Raw genomic sequence first — 22951 nt, 5'->3', positions numbered from 1 at the left:
TGATGAGTTGATGGGATTTTGCAACATGGTGTTACTCGGAGGGATAGTAGTGGTAGCAAGTCATGCTTGCATGTCACTAGTTGAGTTTGAACCAGATTTATTATATTTAGGTCTATTTCTAATAGCTGTAGGCACCAGTATGTTTAGAGGGAATGTAACTAACTTACTTAGTTCACGCTATGGCAAGGATGACCCTGAACACGTAGAAGAGGTTTTACTTTATTCCACGTAAGCGTGAACATTGGAGTAGTATTGGCTTCTATTTCATGCGGTTATGTAGCGCACTCATTAGTTTGGCATTATGGCCTTGGTTGCTGATATTGGAATGTTTATAGGACTTATTGCCTTTCTTAAATTTTAGAGCCTTTTAGGAGATAGCGGCCTTTCTCCTTACCAAGAACTTATGAATAAGAACATATTGGGCATTAAAACTTTTAGTATAGTACTGATAGGAATCTTTTTATTATTATTAATAGTTGCTGAAATGTTTATGTATAGTGAACTTTTTGTTAATGCACTTATATTCAGTGGAGTCATAGCACTAAGCATATTCTCCTACAGAAGACTTAAATCATCAATAGAACAAAAATGAAAATTAATATTATTATTTGTTCTTATAATATTCCAGATGTTTTTTATGCATTCAGCAATGCAGATTGGCTCTCTAATTAACTTATTAATTGAGAGAAATATTGTTGACAATATATTTGGTATAATAATTCCAGCTCCAGCTTCTCAAGCCATAAACCCTTTGGCAATTGTAGTACTCGGCTTTCTCTTTGGAACATATATGAAATTTGAGAAAGAGTATGCAACTTCTATATTTGCTTTTGGCCTCCTAACAATGTCTATTTGTTTCTTCATACTGTACATAGGGTAACTAAACCCTAACATTGAAAGTGAAGTAGGATGTTTATATTTAATAATTGCTATTTCCTTTATGAGATTAGTAGAATTATGTACTGTTCCATTAGTTGACGAACATGCGGCCATACTAGCTCCTGAGAACCTTAGAGGGATGGTGATCGGTACGGTTTGTTATCACTAGTATTCTCTGATCTAGCTGGAGTTGCAATATCAAAGTCCGTGTCAGTCCCATCAGCAAACGGTGAGATAAATTATTTAGAATCTTTAGAAATATATAAAGAAGGTTTTTTAAGGTTTGGAATATTAAATTTAATAATAAGTATTGTATTTTTACTTTTCTTTAATTTAGTACATAAAAGTAATTACTAACTCACCTTACACAAGAAACTGATATAAGTAAGCTCAAGGTAGATATTTGTAGGTTTAAGTTCTATGCAGGCTTTTATTGTATTAAGGAAAAACAAACTTGTAACTTTAAAAAATGATCATAATGATAAGTTTTAACACTTTCCGTTTGGTCTTTGATACTAACAAGATGAGACTAAATATGCTGCTAAAAATCGGTGAAAGGCACACCCAATAGGCTATTTTGCCGAGCTTCCAATATTCTTACATTTACTATTTTATCTTTGTATTTACCTTCATGGTCATCAGTACATACTGATTGCATATATGGACTTTTACCAATAATTTGGTTTTGATGTTTCCCTCTTTTATCACTAAATAGAACAGGTATAGTTTTGCCTACCACATTCTGATTAAACTCAAGTTGTTGTTCACTAATTAATTTCTGCAGACGAAGAAGGCGTTCTGTTTTAACCTCTTCTGGTACCTGGTCTTTCCTTTCTGCTCCCGGTGTGCCTGGTCTTGGGCTGTATTTAAAACTATAAGCCTGAGCGTATTTTACTTTTTCCACTAATTTCATAGTTTCTTCAAAGTCTTTTTCAGTTTCTCCTGGAAATCCAACGATAAAATCAGAAGAAAATTCGATTTCAGGCTTCAGTTTACGAAATCTATCTATTATTTCCAAATATTCCTCTGCAGTGTACTTTCTGTTCATCGCGTGTAATATCTTGTTTGAACCTGACTGCACAGGCAGGTGAATAAATGGCATGAGTTTTGGTTCTTCCGCATGTGCTAAGTATAAAGATTCATGCATATCTCTTGGATGAGAGGTTATATAGCGGATTCTTTCTAGATTTTCAATTTTAGCAATATGACTAATTAATCTTCCTAAATCACATACTTCTCCTTCGCATTCTCCATGATAAGCATTGACGTTCTGACCAAGCAAATTGATTTCCTTCGCTCCATTTGCAACTAATTTCAGCGCTTCACAGAATATTTCATTTACTGGCCGTGAATATTCAGCACCGCGAGTGTAGGGCACCACACAAAATGTACAAAACTTATCACAACCTTCTTGTATAGCAAGAAACGCAGAGGACCCTTGACTGCTGCCGTAACATTCAGCTGGCAACTTATCAAACTTTGCAACCTCAGGGAAATCAGTGTTTATTACATGACCTTTACTTCTGCTTGCTTTGACTATCAGTTCTGGTAAGGTAGCAATGCTCTGCGGACCAACAACGATGTCTACAAATGGAGCTCTTCTGAATACCTCTTTCCCTTCTGCTTGTGCTACACATCCAGCCACCACTATGATTATCTCTTTCCTTTTCTGCAATAAACGAATCTTTCCGAGCTCTAAATAAAGCTTTTCTGCTGCTTTCTCCCTAATATGACAGGTGTTAAGTATTACCAAGTCAGCCTTTTCTGCATCACCAACGACACTAAATCCTAGAGGTTTAACTACATTCTCCATTAAAACAGAGTCATAAACGTTCATCTGACAACCGTAAGTTTTGATGTATAGGCCTTTCATGTTTTTATCATTTGTTATGTCTTTTTCAAAATTTCTTCACCCTGCATACAATCATGTAAATGTCTAACAGAATAAACACGCGCACCGATGTCATTCCAGCGCACAGCGCTGGAATCTAGTGAGCTTGTTTACAGGTAAGTATAATAGATTTTTATAAAATTATACGGAAAACTGGATCCTAGTGTCAAGCTGCTTGGATGACAGTGCGCTAGACTTTGTACCTCTTGCACTCAAATTCACATAAATCATGAATTATGCACGTTTCACACGAAGGTTTTTGTGCTTTGCAAGCATATCTACCATGTAAAACTAGCCAATGATGAGCATAAAGTAGGTATTTTTTTGGTACTACATTTAAAAGAGATTGCTCTGTTTTAAACACATCTTTTTCTTTCACAAGCCCAATTCTATTGCTCACTCTAAAAACGTGAGTGTCAACTGCCAAAGTTGGAATACCAAGTCCAGAATTTAAGAAGACATTGGCGCTCTTTCTCCCAACTCCAGGTAAAGATACCAAATCATCAAAATCGGTAGGTACTTTACCATTGTACCGATTAATTAATATTTTGCTGAGTGCAATTATGTTTCTTGCTTTAGAATTGTATAAACCTATACTGCTTATACGCTTTTTAAGTTCATTTTGCCCAAAGTTTAGCATCTTTTCTGGCGTATCAGTGATGTTAAATAGCTCTTTTGCAACTTTATTAACGCTTACATCAGTTGTCCGTGCTGATAAAACTATTGCAACCAGTAAAGTAAAATGATTGGTGTAATTTAACTCTATTTTCGGTATAGGATTCGATTCTTGAAACTTTTCAAATATCAATTCTACTTTTTTTGATTCCATTTCATTTATAGCGTTTTTTTAACATTTAAGAAAAGAAACCCTCTTTCCCATCATACAAATACAACTTATCCATTCTCACCACATCAAAACTATTTTCTTCGAGCGTGATTAGTAGGTTATTTACATCACTATTAGTAATAGCTTTTTTTTCATTGTTTGCGATAAATCTACAGGTTATCTGATCGCTTGAAGATTTTGAACTTCCTGGCCAAATCGCAAGCCCTTTTGAGTATATTGCTATAACCTTTGGGTTACTCGATCCAAATAATTTCACTATTTGGTCCAAACCAGCCGATTTACCCCAGGCAAGCGTTATATCGCTACCAACCAGATTTCTAGTTTTGTAGTCCTGTTCATAGCCATCCTGCGTTTTATTCACTTTATTATTTTCACCGCTGCCAATTATAAGTTCAGGTAATGTTCCAGGCCTTTTCCCAAAATTATCTATAACAGCTTCTGCAAATTCTTTTGTACCAACTTTCTGTTTACTCTTCTCTTCCTTATACAAATCAATAGTGTGTATTCCATCCTCCAAAGTCTTGAGCCATGCATCGTAAATTAGTTTTGCAATATCAGTTTGACCTATGTAAATTAGCATATGCACTGCAGCATTTAAAAGCCCAGAAGGATTAGCTATGTTTTTTCCTGCGATATCAGGAGCAGAGCCATGAACTGCTTCAAACATTGCATACTCACTACCTATATTACTACTACCGGCTAACCCCACAGAACCTGAAGTTTGTGCCACAATGTCTGATAATATATCTCCATATAAGTTCTCAGTTACTATAACATCAAAATTCTCGGGTTCCGTAGCAACACGTGCCATTCCAATATCAACAATATAATGTCCTGCCTGTATACCTGGATATTCTTTTGCAATACGATCAAATGCTGCATGGAAAGTGCCATCAGTCATTTTCATTATATTATCTTTAGTCAGGCAAGTTACCTTCTTTCTACTATGTTTTTTTGCATATTCAAAAGCGTATCTACATATCTTTTCTGAGCCGGACCTAGTAATAATTTTAGTGCACTGGTAAGAGTCGCCAGTAAGTCTGTGCTCTATTCCTGTGTAAACATCCTCTTCATTTTCGCGTATTATTACGATATTAAATTTATCGAATTTATTTTCTATAACAGGATGATATGAAATGCACGGCCTGATATTTGCATACAGCCCTAGATTCCTTCTCAGTGCAACATTTAAGCTTTTGTGTCCTTTACCTTGAGGAGTTGTTATCGGAGACTTAAGTAGTATCTTTGTTCTTTTAATGGACTCCCAACCACTTGGAGAAATTCCGTGAGACCAGTCCTTATTATAAACACGCTTCCCTATTTCAATAATATCTATTGAGATCTTTGCTTCTGCCTCACGTAATATTGACAGCACCGCTTCCATAATTTCTGGTCCGATACCGTCACCATACGCAACTGTGATTGGTGTTGACATAATCTTTCCCTAACTATAAATGATTTAATGTTAATTCAAATAATAAAGTGGCACAAGTGGTCAATATTACCCAAGCTAGCATTTTTACGGTTATTTAATAACGTGCTTTTATATTAGTTGATAGCATTACAAAATATAGGTGGGGTTATAAATAATGAAATAAATGTTAAAGTAAATTATATAGGATTTACAAGGCGTGCTGTAGCAGAAATGCTTGACTATATTATATTTTTCTTTCCTTTACTCATCTTGTATATTGCAGTATCAGGCAATAATGAGATTGATAACTTTCGTGATGAAATTGAACAGTTAACATTCCCTTATACAATCTTTACATCAGTGCTGTATACAGTATAGAAATATTAATGGTAACAAGACTGGGAGGTATGCCAGGACAGCCGTTATGTGATAGCATATCAAAAATGCATACACATTTAAGAGTAGTTACTCTAATACAAGTAACAATAAGGTGCGTTTCAGGGGTAGCTTTATCATTTGGTTTTCTTTTTTTGATTGATTACGTTTCTCGATAGTTAGAAATTTTACCAATTTTAATTTTGATATTTGTAATCTTTGACAAACGCAAGCAGTTTCTTCACGAGAAAATTGCAAAGACAGTAGTGATAGATTATCAACTTTGTTGATACTGCCCTTTAGCTGTTAGTATTATTACCATCAAGGTCGTCATCCAAGTAGCTGATACTGGCATCCAAGAAAAAGGATGGTGTCAGCTACTTGCATGACACCTCTCTTAAACTGCAACTAATCTAAATATTAGTAAATTTACCAAATAAAAAAAAGACAAAGAAGACTAGAGTATCGAGTCTTGACCCTCTAACACTTTAAATTGGTGCTGTAATAATTTGCCGATGCTTAATTTAAGCGCGATTTTGGCTGCATATTAAAAAATTTAAAAGACATGTAGCCCCAATAATTTGATGTAATCCGCCAAAAAACACCTTAAGTTTTTTACTGAATTTCGTCATTGAACCCGTGCGGATCACAAACAAGTTTTGAGTCAAAAACACCCCTAACGTTAGGGTAAGAGGGCTGGTAAGGTTTGTCAAGGAATTTTTAAGCCCCATCTCTCGGCTATGGTATTGTTAGTTAAACAATAACTATGCAAAAGACTTAATAACATGTATAATCTATAAATAATTTCCGAGGTAAATTATGAAACTAGGCGTTAATATTGACCATGTTGCAACCATTCGCAACGCACGCGGAACTTCTTATCCAGACCCATTGAAAGCAGCAGAAATAGCCATTGACGCTGGAGCAGACTTTATCACAGTACATTTACGAGAAGATAGAAGGCATGTCAGGGATGAAGATGTGTTTAACCTAAAAAAAAACATTAACACTGAGCTAAATCTCGAAATTGCAGCCACAGAAGAAATGCTTAAAATAGCAAAAAGAGTAAAACCCTATTCGATTGGTATAGTACCAGAAAAAAGGGAAGAATTGACAACAGAAGGTGGTCTGGATATCGGTAATATGCACAGCAAACTCTCCAGTATAATAGAAGAGATGCATAGCACTGGTATAAAGGTCTCTCTGTTTATCGATCCAAATATCAATCAACTAAAATATCTTGAGAAGCTGGAGATAAAGCCTGACATAATAGAAATTCATACAGGGGATTACTGTGATAATCCATCAGAGGAAAAATTACAATTAATCATTAATGCTACAGAGCATGTCAATAAATTAGGAATAGAATGCCATGCAGGACATGGTATAACTCTTACACACGCTAAAAGGATAAAAGAGATATCTCACATCTCAACCCTTAATATAGGCCACTCTTTGATCAGCGAGGCTATATTTTACGGCTTACACAGCGTAGTAAAAACAATGAAAACGACAATATCTAACTAACTACTGCCTTTTCCTTCTCATTTAGAATACTTAAAAGAGTTTGGCTTGCTTTAAATTTCACTCTTGTCTTTTTAGGAACAATCATGATTGCACCATTCTGAGGATTACGACATTGTTTCTCACGACTGACAGCAGTAGATAATGTACCTACTCCATACAGACGTATTTCACCCCTCCCATTTAGCTCACATTTTATTATCTTCATAAATGCATCATGAATCTTGCTCAAATCAGATTTTGTTATATCTATACTCTGACTAGAACAATCTTCTTTTAATTGCTTTACTATGTCTTCTTTACTCATAAGCTACCTTAATATTGAAAAAATCACACAAACAGGATATTATGTTTGCACCGATAGTCAACTAAATTTATCGTGGAAATAGAATACATCATACATTTTTTTAAATGTTTGCATAACATTTATAAAAAGCACAATAAAAAAATAACTATCTTTTAGAAAATTGACATTTTTTTCGAGCTTTATGTTGACCATATTTTTTACGTTCAACAACACGCGAATCTCGTGTCAAGAATCCTCTCTTACGTAATATAGAATATAAATCTTGGCTTATTTTACTTAAAGCTCTGCTTATTCCATGGGCTAAGGCACCTGCTTGACCGGACAGCCCTCCACCTTTTATAGTTGCAAATACATCATATTTATCTAGCATAGATGTTACAATAAGGGGCATTTTTACTACCTGGCACACTGATTCTCTCTTAAAGTAATCAAGTAGCTTGTCTTTCTGATTAACACTAAATTTTCCACTTCCTGGCTTTATCCATACTCTTGCTACAGACTCCTTTCTCCGGCCCGTAGCGTATAAACGACCTAGTGAATCAATTACTGGCCTAGTTATTTTTTCTGATTGATTTATTATAGAATTTTCCATTTTTACTCCATTATTTTTTATTCTTTCGATTTAAAGAAGCAAAATCTATCTTTTCAGGTTGCTGTCCTTGATGCTTATGTTCTGGACCAGAATAAACATATAAATTTCCAAAACGCTTACGCGCCATAGGACCATCATCAAGCATCCTTTTTACTGCCATTTCTATTACACGCTCAGGAAATTTACCATTTAGAATTTTATCTGGGGTAGTTTTTTTTAAACCACCAGGATAGCCTGTATGCTTATAGTAAATTTTCTCTTTAAGTTTCTTTCCAGTAAAACGCACCTTTTCTGCATTGATAATAATTACATTATCGCCACAATCCATATGAGGTGTATACTCAGGTTTATGTTTACCACGCAATAGTGTTGCTACAAATGCCGCAAGTCTCCCCACTACTAACCCTTCCGCATCTATGATAAGCCACCTTTTATTGATTTGTTTCTCTTTTAAGAAAAAAGTCTTCATTATTCTAACTAAACACAATAGTAAGCTATGATACACTTAATTTCTAAATAGTGTCAACAACATTAGCTATTGATTATTGAAGCAATTTATGTTAGTAACTTAAGTTGTGTAGCCAATTATATATAGGAGTAGAATGTTTCAGTTAATTATTACGCTTGCGGCCATTTTTAGTACTATAAGTTGCTATGCAGTTGATCTTGAAGAAGCTATAAGTAAAGCTATTAAAAATAGTTCAAAACTAAAATCTCAATTCTACCAATACAAAAGTGTAGAAAAACAGCTAAAATCTTCTGGATTAGCTGGGTTTCTACCAGACATTAATTTGCAGTATAGATTTAAAGGAGAATTTGTTTTTGAGGATAAGGTCAGTGACAGACTTGGCCTTGGAAGGAGCTTAACATTAAATCAAAGACTAATAGGTGGTGGTGGTACTTTTGCTACATTCAGTCAATCAAGCTACCTTCTCAAAGCAGAGAAGATGCGGTTTCAGCAGTTAAAACAAGAGGTTGCACTTAATGCCGTGAAAGTATATGTAGACGTTCTACGGAGAATAGAAATATTAAAATTGAGAGAGCACAAAGAACGTGTTTCTTTGGAGCACTTGTCAGCAATGAAAAAACGCCTTTCCCTTGGAGAGGTTACCAAAGCTGAAGTTTTACTAGCGAAAGCAAAATTTTCATCTTCAGTGTCAAAAAGAGTTGATGCTGAAGGCAAATTAAAATTGGCAAACATTGCTTACTTTCACCTAATTGGTGAAGACTCTGATGAACTTTCTGAAGCTAATGATAAGCTACCTTCCATTCCGAGATTAGATGAATGTTTACAACTAGCAAAAACCAAGAATCTAGCCCTAAAAGCAGCAGTTTATCAAAAAAGAGCAGACGGAATGAAAGTGATTGCTGAAACTTCTAAGTGGCTGCCTTCTTTGAATCTCAGCGCAAGTAAAAGCTTTAACGAGAGTTTAAGCCTTGATGCGCTTTTAGACAACGTCAATATTGTCTTCACTCTCGATATTCCAATTTTTAAAAGAGGAACGAATGCTTTTGGTATCGTTAAAGCTAAAATGGATGCAAAAAAATCTACTTATGACTACTATGACGCAGTGAAAAATATAGAACAAGCGGTTGTAAACGCTTGGAATAATGTGTTAACGACAAAAGCTATTATTAAAGCAAGTCAAGAGGCCGAAAAAGCAGCGGCTTTAGCGCTGGAGGGAGTTCAGCAAGAAGTTAGCCTAAATTTAAAAAGCACAACTGAGCTTCTGGATACTGAAGATGCATTATTTAAAGCACGGTCGGATTTAGTTAAAGCAAAAAGCGATTATGTGCTCAGTGTTTATAAGTTGCTTTCTATGATAAACGGTATAAATATCTAAATTTAATGGTATTAGCGTTATGACTAATGAACAAAACAATCAATCTGTAAAAGACATCCTAGAGGATATAAAAAGAGCTATATCGGGCAAAAACGCAAGCGACGATAAAGCGGAGGAAGATGATGATGTTCTGTACCTTGAAGAGAAGTATTTAGAAGATCTAGAGGAAGACAATAAAGAGGAGAACAACGAAAAAGAAGATATCAACAATAATGATCAGGGTGAGGAAATTGCTTTCAATGATAGCAAACTTAACGGTCATAGTCACAATTTAGAGGAAGAAAAAGATGTTTGTTTGCAGCACAATAACCAAATTAGTAGCAACAAAATGGATGACAGTAGCTTACAGGCGCAAAATAACGACCATTTAGTTTTAAAAGAAAATATGAAAGAGATTAAAAAGTTACTTGAAAAAATGCAAATTGAATTACAGTATAAACAACAAAAAAAAGCAAACCTTACTGTTGAAGAATTAGTTACATCTCTCTTAAAACCTCAGTTGTCAGAATGGCTAAATAAGTACCTACATACACTGGTTAAAGAAGTAGTCGAAAAGGAGCTCAAAGACATAATCAATAGTAAGTGATTTTTATAGGACATTGGCAATAAAAACTAGAGTAAAAACAGCTAAAGGCCGAAAATTATCTTCAACAAGGTGGCTACATCGTCATTTAAATGACAAGTACGTACAAGAAACTAATAAGGATGGCTACAGATCGCGCTCGGCATATAAATTGATAGAAATAGATAATAAATTTGAGTTACTCCAAGCAGGGCAAAAAATTATTGATCTTGGTGCTTCTCCTGGTGGATGGTCACAAGTTGCAGCTCAGAAAGGTGCAAATGTAGTTGCTATTGATATGAAGCCAGTAAACATGATTAATGGAGTAGAATATATAAAATGCAATATTATAAATGAGCTTAAAATTTTAAAGGAAAAATTTAAAGATCAAAAATTTGATGTAATTTTATCTGATATGGCTCCAGAATCTTGTGGTTTAAAGTCGCTGGATCATATTAGAATTATGCTTTTATGTGAAGCAACACTGAGTCTTGCAAAGCATTTCCTAAATCATGGTGGTAAGTTTGTAGTAAAAATTCTTCAAGGAGAGTCTGATAAAGATTTTTTCAACGAGTTAAAAAAAATGTTTAAAAAAGTGAAATACTTTAAACCAAAATCAAGTAGATCTGAATCTACAGAAATGTATTTGGTAAGTTTAGACTTTACCGGTAGCAGATCTTCTATGGAATAATGGAAAATTTGCTAATCCTGCTCTACAGCAAATTTCAATGCCATATGAGCAGCTATAGTGCTATTGACTATCAGAATAGCAAAAATTAGAGCAGTAATAAGCAATATATTGGCATTCAAGGACAAACTTTTAAATTGAACTAGTAGTTTAAAGTATACAAATGCTGGCATTACAATTGGCAAAACAAGAATCTGTGATATTCCTGATGTTAAGCTATTTCGGCCAGCCACTAATGCATTTCCAGTAGCTGAGATATTAATTACTATTAGTGTATTAAGCAATAAAGATAGACCCACTGTTATTGAGTATTCAATACCATTACCCAGAACTACGAAGCTAAACATGCAAGAAATCAACGAAATTGGCAATCCAAACAATAGCCAGTGAGCGAAAATTTTATAAGCAATTATAAGCTTAGAAGAAATTGGCTGTATGAAGATTTGCTCTAATATTCCGTCATGATAATCAGAAATAAACAAATTATTTGTAGAGATTTGCAAAACAAATGTAGCGCATATCCATGTTAACGTTAACATGACCTCTTGCTTACTATTGTTTTCAAGTGTGAATGAAGACAGGCTTAACATTATAATAAAAATACATGTTATATAAGTAAAGCCCTTATTATCTATTACTAACTTTTTTATTAAGCCAATCATACTAGGCTTTTAAATGTTTATTATAAATTATAGTATTTACTTTGAGATAGTATAACTTCTGATTTGCAAGTTATACAGGTTTTATTATCTAATTAATAATGCAGTTATGGAAGAATCACCAAAACTATCAGAACATTACGTTCCTTCAGAAGACGAAGAATACATGAATGTAAAACAGCTGGGGTACTTCAGCTCAAAGTTACAATTGATGCTCGCTGAGCTGGAGAAGCAAGAATTAGAAGATAATGCATACTATTCTGATGAAGATAGTGAAAATGAAAAATTAATCAAGCGCAGAAAAGATAGAAAAGAAAAAATCAAGGATGCGTTAGAAAAAATAAAATTAGGCATCTACGGTTACTGTGAGGGAACAGGGGAAGAAATAGGAATAGAAAGACTTAAAGCCAATCCACTTGCTACGTTCTGTATTGAAGAACAAGAGAGATTAGAAAAAGAAAAGAACGTGTACAATGTTGACGATTAATTGGAAACGTGGGAATGTTGAGAATGCTCAATGAACCTACTAATTTGGTCTTTCTTTTGATCTTTTAAGCCTTTCTTTATTTAATATAAGACTTATCTCTTCTACACTTTTATCAACATCATCATTGATTATTACATAATCATATCTATCACGTTTACTCATTTCTTTCTGGGCTTCGGCTAATCTGCGTTCTATTTCACTTGCACTGTCACTATTACGCTTTTGCAAGCGTAACCTAAGCTCTTCCATTGAGGGGGGAAGTATAAAAACACTTACAACTTTTTCCCTCATAAGCTTAAATAAATGAAACGCTCCTTGCCAATCTATACTAAGTAAAATACTTATTCCATTGCTTAAGTTCTGTTCTATAAAATCTCTTGGTATACCATAAAAACTCTCAAAAACTTTGGCATATTCAAGCATTTGACCGGTCTCACATAATTCGCGAAACTTTTCTTCGGTAACGAAAAAATAGTCTTTTCCGTCTACCTCACCGGGGCGAGGTTTGCGCGTAGTTATAGAAACAGACCTAACTAAGTTAGTTGACCGTTCAAGTAACTTCTCTAATATGGTAGTCTTCCCAGCTCCAGAAGGAGAAGATAGAACCAATAGTACACTATCACTCTTTACGGCCATTTTCCTTTTCTAGATAATTTAACAAAAATACATTATAGAGTTTCTCATTCAATTAGACTTTGAATTTTCTAATATAGCACTCTTCAAATCAGATTTTAAAAAGCTAGAATGGTCTAAGTTAGAATTTGATAAATTGGTACCAATAAGAGAAGAATTATCAAAAAGAACATAGCGCAAATCGGCTTTTCCGAGGTTTGCCTTATTTAAATTAACATTTACAAACTTTGCTCTACTTAATATTGAACCAGAAAAATCAGTGTTTTCTAGATTCATATCCTTAAATTCAAAGTAAGCATAATTTACATCAAACTTTTTATCCCGCAATATCTCTTCTTGCAAACCTTCAATTGAGGTTATGGCACTTTCTAAACCCATAAGCTTTTCCTGCCCTTCATTGTTAATCAAAATTGAATGATCAAACCTACAATCTGTTAAATGAGTATCAACAACCGAGCCTTTGTATATACTTGAAGAGTAAAAAGATGTATTACCAATTGTTGAATTATTGAAATTGTTGAGAAAAAGGCTTGTTTTCTTAAAGATACTATCGTGAAGCAAAGAAAATTTGAAATCGCTTTCAACAAAATTCGAATTAGTTACTTTTAAATTAGACCAACTTGAGTTATCTGCTATTAAATTAAAAAACGTTGAGCTTTCTATTTCACCAGAATCAATACTATGGTAAGAAAGTTTGCTATTATAAATTTGGGAGTCTTGTACTTTAACCTTGTACATTGAAACTGCAGAAAGGTCTGCACCTTCTATTTCTGTAGAGGTAAATAACGCATGGTCAAGGAACGAACCGTTCATATTAGAATTTGTAACTTTAGTATTATAAAACTTTCCGTGACGAATGTCAGAATCAGAGATATTAACTCGATGCAGCTCACTAAAACTAATATCAATATTAGATAAATCAGCATCCTGAAAGTTTACTTCAGAAGCATATGAATGCTTTATTTTAGAAGCACTCAGTATAGATTGCACAAAACTTGAATTATCATCATCTACATAAGAAATCTGCGCGTTGCTCAAATTAACTCTATTAAAATTACTGTCAATTATAGCAGAAGAATTAAGGCAGACATTAGAAAGATCACTACCTGTAAAATCTGACTTTCTTATTTCTGCACCGTATATACTAGCGTTCTTCAACGAGGAAAACTGTATTTTTAATTTACATAAATCCACTCCAAAAAAATTTGCATTATCAAGATTGCTTTTCTGCATAACAGTATCGCTTATTTCACTATCGCTAAAATTTACATAACTAACATTCGAGTTTAATAGGCTAGAAAAACTCATTTTGACATTTGAAAAATTAGTATGTAAACCAGTTATATTGTTCATCCTTGCCTTTTTGAGATCAGAGCTCATAAATTCAGTATAACTAATATTAGACTGATCAAATATAATATCTGTCAAATTTGCAGAAACAAATTTTGCAAAACTCAAATTTGTACCTCTTATTCTTATACCTTGCAAATTAGCATTGGAAAAATTGGCCCCACGCAAATCAGCATTAATAAAGGATACACCTGACAAGTCAGTATGAGAAAAATCAGCACCAATTAAACTGACTCCATCAAAAATAGATCCATTGAGGTACAATCGACTAAAATTAGCTCCATTTAAGTTAGAACCAAAACCTTTTCCAAAATCTTCTGGCACACCTTCTTTGCGGCAACGTACTAGAAATTCAGCAAAGTCTTTTTTACTGTAAGACACATACTTTACCTCATGTAAAGTGTCCAAAAAACCACTAATCAAATTTTTTATATCGTTTACTTCATTTCCGTAACACAAATGACCAATTAAAATTAATACCAAAAATCTAATCATCTTCTTAATCTTTACTGCACTGCAATTCATTATTTTCTTTTGTCTTTACAGCCCAATCATACATTTCTAGGCTTTCTTTGTTGTCTATCCTCTTATACTCTAAAAGATATGGTGTCATTTCAGCAATGGCGTTTATCATATCAACTCGTCCTCTTTTAATCGCTATATCAATGGGAGATTGAAGATTATTATTAACTACTTTAGGATCAGCACCTTGTAATAAGAGAAAACGTACTACATCTATCTCACCTCGCTTAACTGCGTAAATTAGAGGGGTATTTCCAAGCTTGTTTCTAAACTTCAATACTTCTTGAGTTGTTAATCCAAGCTTTTCCAACTTACTTATTATCCCTCTCAAACAAACTAAGTTGTTCTTTTTAATGCAGTAAAAAAGCTGTGTACTATAGTCATTAATAAATATGGTTGTTGGAAGATGCTCATTAAGAGTATCGTATTGTCGCTTATATATAGATTTACTTTGTGTATCTTTATGATACCATTCTTTTGCTTGTTCTCTGTTTAACTTTGTCCATTTTTGTAAATCTTTCTTTTCTTCCTGTTTGCTTTTTTCATCCTCTTTAGTGATAGGTTTTACTTGATTTTTTCCATTATGATCTTTAGCTAATCCTTTCACTTCTCCTTCTCCAGTTTGATTTTCTACCTTTTCTTTTTTTTCTTCTAACAATTTATCTGTATTATTTTCTAAGGGCTTATTCTCTTCTACATCAACCTTTTCATTAATTTGTAGATCTTTTCGCAGATCAACTGCACTTTCATTTAGACTAGCGCTTGAGGGTAAAGCCAAATTTTTGCCCATTTCCTTATTGGTCACACTTGACAAATCTGGGGTAACTTCATCTTTACTCTCTTTTGGCAGGTTGTCACCTAGATTTGGCAAATCTTTATCACCCTTCTCACTTCCACCTATAGCTTTTTCATCCGTTGGAGTTTTGTTTTCATCGTATTGTGGTTCTTTTTTATTGGTCGCTCCTTCAATCTTGGTATCTTGTGTTTTTTTGACATTCAACTTATCAACGCTCATAGGGTCGCTTTTGGAAGACTCAGGCTTGGTTCTTTGGGCTGTGCTTTCCGGCGCATCTTGTTTTAGACTTTTCCTTATATCCACATTATCATGAACAGAACTAATCGATTCATCTGCATCAGTTTTTTTTCTTTCTACTTGCTCCACAGCAAGCAGGCTCAACGAGCCAAACATGATAAATAACAATGTAAAGTATAAAATACTCTTCATAAATATTCCAAGCATAAGCTTGATTAAGATGATACTATAATCAAACAATTAATCCATAGTAAAAAATGGGCATGGGAAATGGATAGCGATTGGGAACTTTTGCAGTGTACAGTAAGTTCCCTTAGCATAATGAGTGTAAAATAAGAAGACCCTGCATAAAAGGCTCACAAGTATTACAATTAGATATTATGTTACTTCGACTTCCCTATTCTCAGGCTCTTGAGGCTTCTTCTTAAGATTATAAAGGACATTGTCAAGATCATCCATGGTGTCTGTACGCTGTTGTTTTCTAGCTTTTCTCCGGAAATTCTTTCTACAGCACGGAGTTTTGCTTCATTTACCAAATCTTCTAGACCAGCTCCTGAAAAACCACCAGTTTCACCCGCAAGTTTTGCCAGATTTACTTCTAGTGCCGTAGGTACTTCCTTTACATAAAGTTAAATATTTTTTCACATAGGCTTTCGTCTGGCAAAGGAATTTTAATATGTTTAGAGAGTCGACCTGGTCTAATTACCGATTCATCTAAACTCTCTAGACGATCAATTGCAGCAATTACCTTCACACCTTCCATGGAGTTAAAAACACCAAGCTCAGTTAAAAACTAATTTACAATCCGGTTGCGCTCCTCATCACTACCTCTATTACCATCACTACGTTTTGCACAAACAGCATCTATTTAATCTATAAAAACTATGCATGGAGCATTTTCTCTCACTTTTTTAAAAAGAGCTTTTGTGTAATGTGCACCATGTCCAACATATTTTTGTATACACTCAAATCTAGAAACGTTAATAAACTTAGAATTAGCTTCACGTGCAATTGCACGAACAATAAGAGTTTTACCATTTTCAGTAGAACGTATAAAACATAGCCTGTTGGTATTTTGCAACCTAGCCCTTTGAGTGCTTCCTTCCTTTTTTTCAGATATATAGCCACAAATCATTTTTAATTCTCTCCTTACTTGGTCTGAAACAATAACATCATCAAGCGTTACTTTTTCTCCCAATTGAGTATAATCGACCAATTCTATTGAGAAGTCGTCCTCTTTTCGTTTAACTAGATCACTGAGACTAAAAAATTTGCCTCCTTTACAAGAAATTTCTTTTTGTCAGGCAGTTCTGTTGGGTCAGCTCATTTCTCCTTATCATTAGTGTTTATTATATCAAAACTCTGCACCTTTTTGGCTGCCTTAGCACTAGATTTCACACACTTTGGATATAATATATTGAGCTATAAATGCAAGCGCAAGTACAATCCCACTATTACATATAATATCTCTGGCACAACTATAAACTATAGTAGATGCAACTATACCGGATGCGGCCATACCAGCTGCAAAAGTTGATATTACTATTATAGCACCTAACGGCAACATCGAATAAAAACTATAGTACTTCAATTCTTTGCTTTCTTCAACTGCACCAAATATCCAGATTCATGTGTATATTTAGATGTATAAATGTCCACCGGAGTCCTGTTATTAGAATTTTTAACCAAGGACTCACACCCTTTATTATCAGAGTTAGTATTGTTGCTCCACTACAATGAGTGTCAGCATAGTGTAAAAGATTATTTTTGTTCCGTCTACTATATCTACCTTAGCATTTACTACTAGAAGCTCCACTAGCTCAGTATGGTTATTTTTAACGGCTAACTGTAAAGGAGCGTCTTCTTTTTTTAGAAGAATTTTTATTACATTTATTAACATCAGCCCTTTTTTCTACTAGAAGCTCTGCTATCTCCTTATAGCCTTCCGTAGCAGCTAACTGCACAGGAGTGAATTCATCAAGAAAGCCTTTGGCTCCGAATCAACATCGATCCCTTTTGCTTCTAATAAAGCTCTCACTAAACTTGTAGCACCAATTGCAGTAGCTATGTACAAATACATAACTTTATATTACCTTGCTTCAGTATAGACATTTTGTACAGTAAATGGATGATTTATGCCGAATCCATCTTCCCCCTACTCTTGGTATACAACTTTTTCTTTTAACTCACTTTTTATTTGCTCAATTACATTGCTCTTATTTAGATCATTTTCATTATTTGCTTAAGCCAACATTTCTCACAATCCCGACTTACTCGATCCCATAATTTCCTCCTATTAAAAAATAGGACAATTTAACTGTTGTACATTTCAATAAAAAAGTCAAAAATTTATATATTTCTTTATACTTTATATAAAGTTACTATTGCCTACTTTAGGCTGCTGTAGCTTGATCAAAAGAAGTGGAATTTTATGGCAACATATTACAAAAAACTCAATAAAGCTAAGTACGTTTATATATTCAGACAGGATAATTTGGTAGGTTTTATGTCATGTCAAATAGTATGCGGAAGGAGAGGGATTCGAACCCTCGATACGACTTTTCAACCGTATAACGGTTTAGCAAACCGCCGCCTTCAGCCGCTCGGCCACCCTTCCAAATCTTGAAATTTATTACTTCAAGACAAACTCTATATAATATCAATACTCCACAAGCTTTCCAATGCTTTTAACAGTAGCATTGTACGCTGTTAAATGGCAGAATCTTTTCTAAACTAGTCAATAACTGTAACTTTACTGTAACATAACAACCCAAACTAATAAGCATCAGCCTTCACTCAATAGCGTTTTCAATGATTTTTTTAGCCTCCTCCATATCAACCCACCTTCCAACTGTTACTGTTTTTCCTTTCTCTAGATCTTTATAGTGTGAAAAGAAATGAGTAATCTTATCCAGTAGTTTTTTAGGTAAATCAGAATAGTCTTTCACGTTATCGTAATAGCTATCAACGCTTGAGACAGGCACAGCTAATACTTTTTCATCTTCTCCTTTCTCATCCTTAGTAAGTAGAGCACCTATTGGACACACCGATATTAAAACACCAGATGCTAAGGGGAACTGAGTTAATACCAAAACATCTACAGGATCACCATCACTTGCACAGGTATTTGGTATAAACCCATAATTGCAAGGATAGGCCATCGAAGTAGATAAAAATCTGTCAACTCGTAATAATCCCAGTTCTTTATCAAATTCATATTTTACAGGCTCAGCATTAGCACCTATTTCAATTATCACATTCACTGCGCCTGGTGTTGAAGTTATCTTACTCAAATCCATAAATTACCTACTACTTTAGAGTAAGTATTATACAATATATACTTTTAAATTGCCACATTTATATAATCTCATCTTTATGAATAAAAAGCTGTCTAAAAACCAGCTAAATTAACTTAGATAAATAAATAGCAGTTTTGCAGCCTGTTTTTATGAATGAAGATAAGATGTTGTAACCAAACGTGCCCTTAGCGTTGTGCTGAATTGCAGTGTCTCTGTGCTCCAACTCTTCATCGCGAAATTTACTTATAGTTTCCTTAAATTCCCCATCTCCTAAGTGCAAAACTTGCTCTTTGTAGTGCTCTCCGATCACTTCTTCAACTGCAGCAGTGCAAGCCATAGCAGTTTTTTTGCCCATAATGGCAGTTGCAACACCAAGTGACACTCCTAAAACACACCAAACTGGCAACAAAACAGTAGGACGAACTTTTTGCTCTTTAATCTTCTCATTAAAGTAGTGAAAATGTTTTTTTTCCTGCTCTTCCATTTCAATTATTTCATTGATTATAGAAGATTTTTTAAGGATAAATTTTTGACCAGAATAAATGCAAATAGCCCCATATTCGCCAGCATGGTTTACTCTAATTGCTTGTTCTAAAAAGTTTCCTTTTAATTTTTTAATGTTACAGTTTTCTTTTTCCAACGTCTCCCCCATTTATCTCTTCGTTAGTACTACTATAAATAAACGTATTGTGGAGTAAATAAAATTCCATGCAGCAACTGCACGAACATTGTGACTTCAGAGTTCAAGCAGCTGACTGGCATATAAATGCAAAAATTACTTGACAAACTTTACCAGCCCCTTACTCTGATACTAAGGGTATTTCTGAGTCAAAACTTGTTTCTGACCTGCAGGTTCAGTGACAAAATTCTGTAAGAAACTCAGGTATTTTTTTGTGAGTTATAACAAATTATTGGGGCTGCGTGTCTTTTAAATTTTTTCTATACTCAGCCAAGTCGCGCTTAAATTAAGCGTCAGCAAGTTATTACAGCGCCAATTTAAAGCATTAGAGATCAAAACTCACTACCTGGGGTTCCTTTGCCTTTTTTGAGCTTGGTTTAAAATTTAACCAATTCGTTATTAGACTTTTCGCATATTTGAGTAAAAAGTTACTGCTCAATGTAATGCCAAACACCTGATACTGTAATCCAGGAAATAAAGGGCATAGATTCCAGTGGGCTTTGTTGCATACCAGTATGCAACAAAGCCACACAGTTCCAAAAACTTACTACGACCGTACCTTATTTCTCTTTGCGTACATCTTACCTGATACGAATAGAGCTGCTATTAGGTAGATTAAATTCCATGTTGCCAAGGAAATACCTAAAATGTAATAAGGTCTATCACAAGATGGAGAGTAATTAGGGTTTAACAGACTATTTCTAAGCTCTTCTACACTGGCGTTATCACTTGCTTGCTCTGTGCATCCTAAAACGTCATGAAATAAGTGGAGTTCAAGACCTACATGATAAAAAGATATTACTGCACCTATAAGATAACTGCTAAACATTGCATAGATTAGAATTTTATTGTTTTTAAGCATGCACGCTACTGCAAGCAATCCAGTAATGTAATAAACTACACGTTCATATATGCATAATTCACATGGCAGCATATTGAAAGAATATTCTAGTACATACACAAAAATCAGAGCAGCAGCACTTGACAGCAGAAAGGTTATGGGAGTTTTAGAGCTATTACACATAACATATTATAAAGACCTCTAAAAGTATAAAACAAAATATTTATTTTACATAGGGATTTTTGTTTTTTTTCAAAAAAAGTCTAATAGGTACACCATCTGTAAAAAAATTATTTCTGAGATCGTTAGTTAAATAGCATTTATAACTTTCATCAACACTTTCAGGCATATTACATATCAAAGAAAAAGCTGGGGGCTTAGTGCCAATTTGAGCAATATACTTCATTTTAATAGCCCTACCACTTACAAGAGGGTGAGGGTGCTTATCCAAAGCATACATTAGCCACTTATTCAATTTTGCAGTGCTGATCTTATTGTTCAAAAATTTGTTTACTTCAAGGCATTTATCTATTACATCACTGCAGCGCATACTTTTTAACGCAGAAATTGTTATAGTTGGCACTTCTAAGAAGAATCTGGTTACTTGCCGCTGTTTTACAAATTTTATCAACTTGCTTCTATCGTCTTTATTTATTAAGTCCCACTTATTTAAAATAATAATAATCCCTTTCCCTCCTTTAATTGCAACTTCACCAATTGACAAATCCTGCTGTTCAATACCCACAAGGGAGTCTAGCATTAAAACTACCACATGAGAGCGCTTTATTGATTCCATGCTTTTTTCTACAAATCTTGACTCTAAGTTGTCAATGACATTTGCCTTTCTGCGAATTCCTGCGGTGTCGATGAGAGTAATTAGTTCTCCATTATAATTATATGTAATATCCACAGAATCACGCGTAGTGCCTGGCTCTGAACTTGTTATTAGTCTATTTTCTGCAAGTAAACTATTTAAAAAAGTTGATTTTCCAACGTTTGGGCGGCCGATGATTGCAACCCGAAGCTTACTGGGTTTGCTGTCAAGCAGTTCAGTTCCTTCGTTAAAATCCTCAATAACACCAGCCAACGCATCATAAAGATCAACCATGCCAAGATTATGTTCGGCAGAGATATATACCGGACCTATGAAACCAAAAAACTGCAGGTAATCAACATCTTCGGATTTGTGGCTCTCGCATTTATTTGCTATAAGTATCACAGGTTTATTTACCTTCCCCTTCAGCCACTTTGCAAGTTCTTTGTTCTGCTCGTTTTGCACTTTTGCATCAACAAGCAAGAAAATTACATCTGCACTCAATAAAGAAAACTCTATTTGTTCAATAATTTGTAATGAAAAATTAGTTTGGTCGTTCCATCCTCCTGTGTCTATAACTTCAAACTCCAAATCGCTAATTCTTCCTATTCCTTCACGTCTATCCCTTGTTATCCCTGGAATGTTACTAACTACTGCTGCTTTTCTTCCCACCAATCTATTGAAAAGAGTTGATTTGCCAACATTTGGCAGGCCTACTATGGCGATTTTTAGCATAGTTTAAAAGCATTAAAATAAATTGTAACAGAAATTTTTCAATTTAACTATTGGCTTTGTAGGTCATGCGAATATTCTACAGCTGCGATATTTTATCTTAAGTTTATAGTAAAATTGTAGGAGCTACGCATGATGCAAATGAGACTTGAATAATGAATTCAGGTCAAGTTGCTCAATCAACTTCTGAAACTTATCAATTAGGAATACTCTGTACCAGAAAGACACGTACATATAACTATATATAGTTGACCAAAGCATTGGAGAATCTCAATGATCCATCCCGGTCACATACAAATAAGGAGCTTTTTTTGGATACAAGTGATGAAGAAACCAAGAGATTTGTGAGTTCAATTTAAAAAGGGCTTGCTGAATATACAGGTAATAATTCTGTAGATGTGAGGTTGAGAAGAAAAGAAGACAATCATTTACTACATGGATATCGTTAAAAGACGGCAAAGGTAAGTTAAAATTGATGGCTCGTTTCCTGGTAGAGCCTTAAAAGATAGTAATACAAAGATTGGAGTTTTTACATTGGTATCTCCAGAAGATAAAAGGTTAGTGCATGTTTCACAAAATGACAATGGTGTAAGGCTTTATCAAATATTCAATGAGTCTTGTGCAATTAAATTTCACTGTAAAGTGGGTGATAGAGATTGCAGTTTTACTTAAAATATTAGTGGAGATGGTAACGTAGTTTGTACTGATTTAAGCAGTAATACAAGTCTTGAAGACTTAGAGAAAAACAAAGTTGTAAAAATAAAATTGGCTATTACAAAAGAAATGATAAATATAATGACATGACTCTAGCAAAATTGGACTCATTGGCTTCAAACTTACAAGGAATTGAAAGAGAAGTAGTAACAATTGATCCACCAAGCACATACAACAAGTACAGGCACACAGAATGTTAGTGAATCACAACATCCTCAAAGTAACAATCAGAAATTATCAGCGCATTAACAACTATCATACATAC

General features: G+C 34.3%; 28 protein-coding genes and 1 tRNA gene. 7 read left to right on the top strand and 22 right to left on the bottom strand.

Annotation, left to right across the window (positions count from 1 at the left end):
* The first annotated feature begins 10 nt into the window (after positions 1-10).
* Positions 11-232, top strand: a complete 222-nt coding sequence (locus QUS22_RS00530; RefSeq protein WP_289513263.1) for a POT-type proton-dependent oligopeptide transporter — start codon at positions 11-13, stop codon at positions 230-232.
* A gap of 503 nt (positions 233-735) precedes the next feature.
* Here the strand turns inward: QUS22_RS00530 and QUS22_RS00525 are convergent.
* The 4 genes from QUS22_RS00525 to icd form a co-directional block, all read right to left on the bottom strand.
* Entirely contained in the window at positions 736-993 is a 258-nt protein-coding gene (locus QUS22_RS00525) for a hypothetical protein (protein ID WP_289513052.1), read from the bottom strand.
* Between the two features lie 427 nt (positions 994-1420).
* Complete coding sequence (gene miaB / locus QUS22_RS00520; RefSeq protein WP_289513051.1) at positions 1421-2752, bottom strand: tRNA (N6-isopentenyl adenosine(37)-C2)-methylthiotransferase MiaB; 1332 nt, start codon at positions 2750-2752, stop codon at positions 1421-1423.
* A gap of 208 nt (positions 2753-2960) precedes the next feature.
* Entirely contained in the window at positions 2961-3599 is a 639-nt protein-coding gene (gene nth, locus QUS22_RS00515) for an endonuclease III (protein ID WP_289513050.1), read from the bottom strand.
* Positions 3600-3624: 25 nt separating this feature from the next.
* A complete protein-coding gene (gene icd / locus QUS22_RS00510) occupies positions 3625-5052 on the bottom strand; it encodes an isocitrate dehydrogenase (RefSeq protein ID WP_289513049.1) in 1428 nt (475 codons plus the stop codon).
* Between the two features lie 117 nt (positions 5053-5169).
* Here icd and QUS22_RS00505 point away from each other — a divergent pair, with 117 nt between their 5' ends.
* Positions 5170-5409 carry a hypothetical protein gene (locus QUS22_RS00505; protein WP_289513048.1) on the top strand — a complete coding sequence of 80 codons (240 nt, stop codon included), beginning with the start codon at positions 5170-5172 and terminating at the stop codon, positions 5407-5409.
* Between the two features lie 816 nt (positions 5410-6225).
* Positions 6226-6933 (top strand): pyridoxine 5'-phosphate synthase, encoded by a 708-nt coding sequence (locus QUS22_RS00500; RefSeq protein ID WP_289513047.1) that lies wholly within the window; start codon positions 6226-6228, stop codon positions 6931-6933.
* Here the strand turns inward: QUS22_RS00500 and QUS22_RS00495 are convergent.
* The 3 genes from QUS22_RS00495 to rplM form a co-directional block, all read right to left on the bottom strand.
* A complete protein-coding gene (locus tag QUS22_RS00495) occupies positions 6926-7237 on the bottom strand; it encodes an HU family DNA-binding protein (RefSeq protein WP_289513046.1) in 312 nt (103 codons plus the stop codon). The genes QUS22_RS00500 and QUS22_RS00495 overlap by 8 nt on opposite strands.
* Positions 7238-7382: 145 nt before the next feature.
* Positions 7383-7829 carry a 30S ribosomal protein S9 gene (gene rpsI, locus QUS22_RS00490; protein ID WP_289513045.1) on the bottom strand — a complete coding sequence of 149 codons (447 nt, stop codon included), beginning with the start codon at positions 7827-7829 and terminating at the stop codon, positions 7383-7385.
* A gap of 10 nt (positions 7830-7839) precedes the next feature.
* Positions 7840-8298 (bottom strand): 50S ribosomal protein L13, encoded by a 459-nt coding sequence (rplM, locus tag QUS22_RS00485; RefSeq protein WP_289513044.1) that lies wholly within the window; start codon positions 8296-8298, stop codon positions 7840-7842.
* A 133-nt stretch (positions 8299-8431) separates the two neighbouring features.
* On the opposite strand from rplM, the gene QUS22_RS00480 reads away from it, so the two are divergent.
* From QUS22_RS00480 to QUS22_RS00470, 3 genes are read left to right on the top strand one after another with little or no spacing between them, the layout of a single operon-like run.
* Positions 8432-9673 (top strand): TolC family protein, encoded by a 1242-nt coding sequence (locus tag QUS22_RS00480; RefSeq protein WP_289513043.1) that lies wholly within the window; start codon positions 8432-8434, stop codon positions 9671-9673.
* Positions 9674-9692: 19 nt separating this feature from the next.
* Entirely contained in the window at positions 9693-10259 is a 567-nt protein-coding gene (locus QUS22_RS00475; protein WP_289513042.1) for a DUF2497 domain-containing protein, read from the top strand.
* 13 nt (positions 10260-10272) lie between these two features.
* A complete protein-coding gene (locus QUS22_RS00470) occupies positions 10273-10926 on the top strand; it encodes an RlmE family RNA methyltransferase (RefSeq protein WP_289513041.1) in 654 nt (217 codons plus the stop codon).
* Positions 10927-10937: 11 nt separating this feature from the next.
* On the opposite strand, the gene QUS22_RS00465 is transcribed toward QUS22_RS00470, so the two are convergent.
* Positions 10938-11585 carry a heme exporter protein CcmB gene (locus tag QUS22_RS00465; protein ID WP_289513040.1) on the bottom strand — a complete coding sequence of 216 codons (648 nt, stop codon included), beginning with the start codon at positions 11583-11585 and terminating at the stop codon, positions 10938-10940.
* A gap of 106 nt (positions 11586-11691) precedes the next feature.
* On the opposite strand from QUS22_RS00465, the gene QUS22_RS00460 reads away from it, so the two are divergent.
* Complete coding sequence (locus QUS22_RS00460) at positions 11692-12069, top strand: TraR/DksA family transcriptional regulator (RefSeq protein ID WP_289513039.1); 378 nt, start codon at positions 11692-11694, stop codon at positions 12067-12069.
* Positions 12070-12108: 39 nt separating this feature from the next.
* On the opposite strand, the gene gmk is transcribed toward QUS22_RS00460, so the two are convergent.
* From gmk to der, 14 genes are all read right to left on the bottom strand, one after another.
* On the bottom strand, positions 12109-12705 hold the full coding sequence (gene gmk / locus QUS22_RS00455; RefSeq protein WP_289513038.1) for a guanylate kinase: 597 nt from the start codon (positions 12703-12705) through the stop codon (positions 12109-12111).
* Between the two features lie 48 nt (positions 12706-12753).
* Positions 12754-14547, bottom strand: coding sequence for a pentapeptide repeat-containing protein (locus QUS22_RS00450; RefSeq protein WP_289513262.1), 1794 nt, complete (start codon positions 14545-14547; stop codon positions 12754-12756).
* 4 nt (positions 14548-14551) lie between these two features.
* Positions 14552-15799: an ankyrin repeat domain-containing protein gene (locus QUS22_RS00445; protein ID WP_289513037.1), complete on the bottom strand. Its 1248-nt coding sequence runs from the start codon at positions 15797-15799 to the stop codon at positions 14552-14554.
* A gap of 191 nt (positions 15800-15990) precedes the next feature.
* Positions 15991-16197, bottom strand: a complete 207-nt coding sequence (locus QUS22_RS05470) for a hypothetical protein (RefSeq protein WP_353477708.1) — start codon at positions 16195-16197, stop codon at positions 15991-15993.
* A 29-nt stretch (positions 16198-16226) separates the two neighbouring features.
* Positions 16227-16361, bottom strand: a complete 135-nt coding sequence (locus tag QUS22_RS00440) for a hypothetical protein (RefSeq protein ID WP_289513036.1) — start codon at positions 16359-16361, stop codon at positions 16227-16229.
* Between the two features lie 114 nt (positions 16362-16475).
* Positions 16476-16823, bottom strand: a complete 348-nt coding sequence (locus QUS22_RS00435) for an AAA family ATPase (protein WP_289513035.1) — start codon at positions 16821-16823, stop codon at positions 16476-16478.
* A gap of 171 nt (positions 16824-16994) precedes the next feature.
* The gene (locus QUS22_RS00430; protein ID WP_289513034.1) at positions 16995-17174 is read right to left on the bottom strand and encodes a hypothetical protein; all 180 of its coding nucleotides are present in this window, start codon (positions 17172-17174) and stop codon (positions 16995-16997) included.
* A 147-nt stretch (positions 17175-17321) separates the two neighbouring features.
* On the bottom strand, positions 17322-17501 hold the full coding sequence (locus QUS22_RS00425) for a hypothetical protein (RefSeq protein WP_353477707.1): 180 nt from the start codon (positions 17499-17501) through the stop codon (positions 17322-17324).
* Entirely contained in the window at positions 17443-17571 is a 129-nt protein-coding gene (locus QUS22_RS05465) for a hypothetical protein (protein WP_353477704.1), read from the bottom strand. Before QUS22_RS05465 ends, QUS22_RS00425 begins: the two co-directional genes overlap by 59 nt.
* A gap of 562 nt (positions 17572-18133) precedes the next feature.
* Positions 18134-18224: transfer RNA gene (locus QUS22_RS00420), tRNA-Ser, on the bottom strand.
* Positions 18225-18399: 175 nt separating this feature from the next.
* Complete coding sequence (ppa, locus tag QUS22_RS00415; protein WP_289513032.1) at positions 18400-18906, bottom strand: inorganic diphosphatase; 507 nt, start codon at positions 18904-18906, stop codon at positions 18400-18402.
* A 103-nt stretch (positions 18907-19009) separates the two neighbouring features.
* On the bottom strand, positions 19010-19558 hold the full coding sequence (locus QUS22_RS00410) for a demethoxyubiquinone hydroxylase family protein (RefSeq protein WP_289513031.1): 549 nt from the start codon (positions 19556-19558) through the stop codon (positions 19010-19012).
* A 574-nt stretch (positions 19559-20132) separates the two neighbouring features.
* Positions 20133-20609, bottom strand: a complete 477-nt coding sequence (locus tag QUS22_RS00405; RefSeq protein ID WP_289513029.1) for a disulfide bond formation protein B — start codon at positions 20607-20609, stop codon at positions 20133-20135.
* A gap of 40 nt (positions 20610-20649) precedes the next feature.
* The gene (gene der / locus QUS22_RS00400; protein WP_289513028.1) at positions 20650-21975 is read right to left on the bottom strand and encodes a ribosome biogenesis GTPase Der; all 1326 of its coding nucleotides are present in this window, start codon (positions 21973-21975) and stop codon (positions 20650-20652) included.
* Positions 21976-22951 lie beyond the last annotated feature (976 nt).

Source organism: Wolbachia pipientis (assembly GCF_030373985.1).
In the GTDB taxonomy this organism is placed as follows: domain Bacteria; phylum Pseudomonadota; class Alphaproteobacteria; order Rickettsiales; family Anaplasmataceae; genus Wolbachia; species Wolbachia pipientis_D.
Note: the sequence above shows the minus strand (reverse complement) of the source record. Positions and strands in the feature narration are given on the sequence as shown.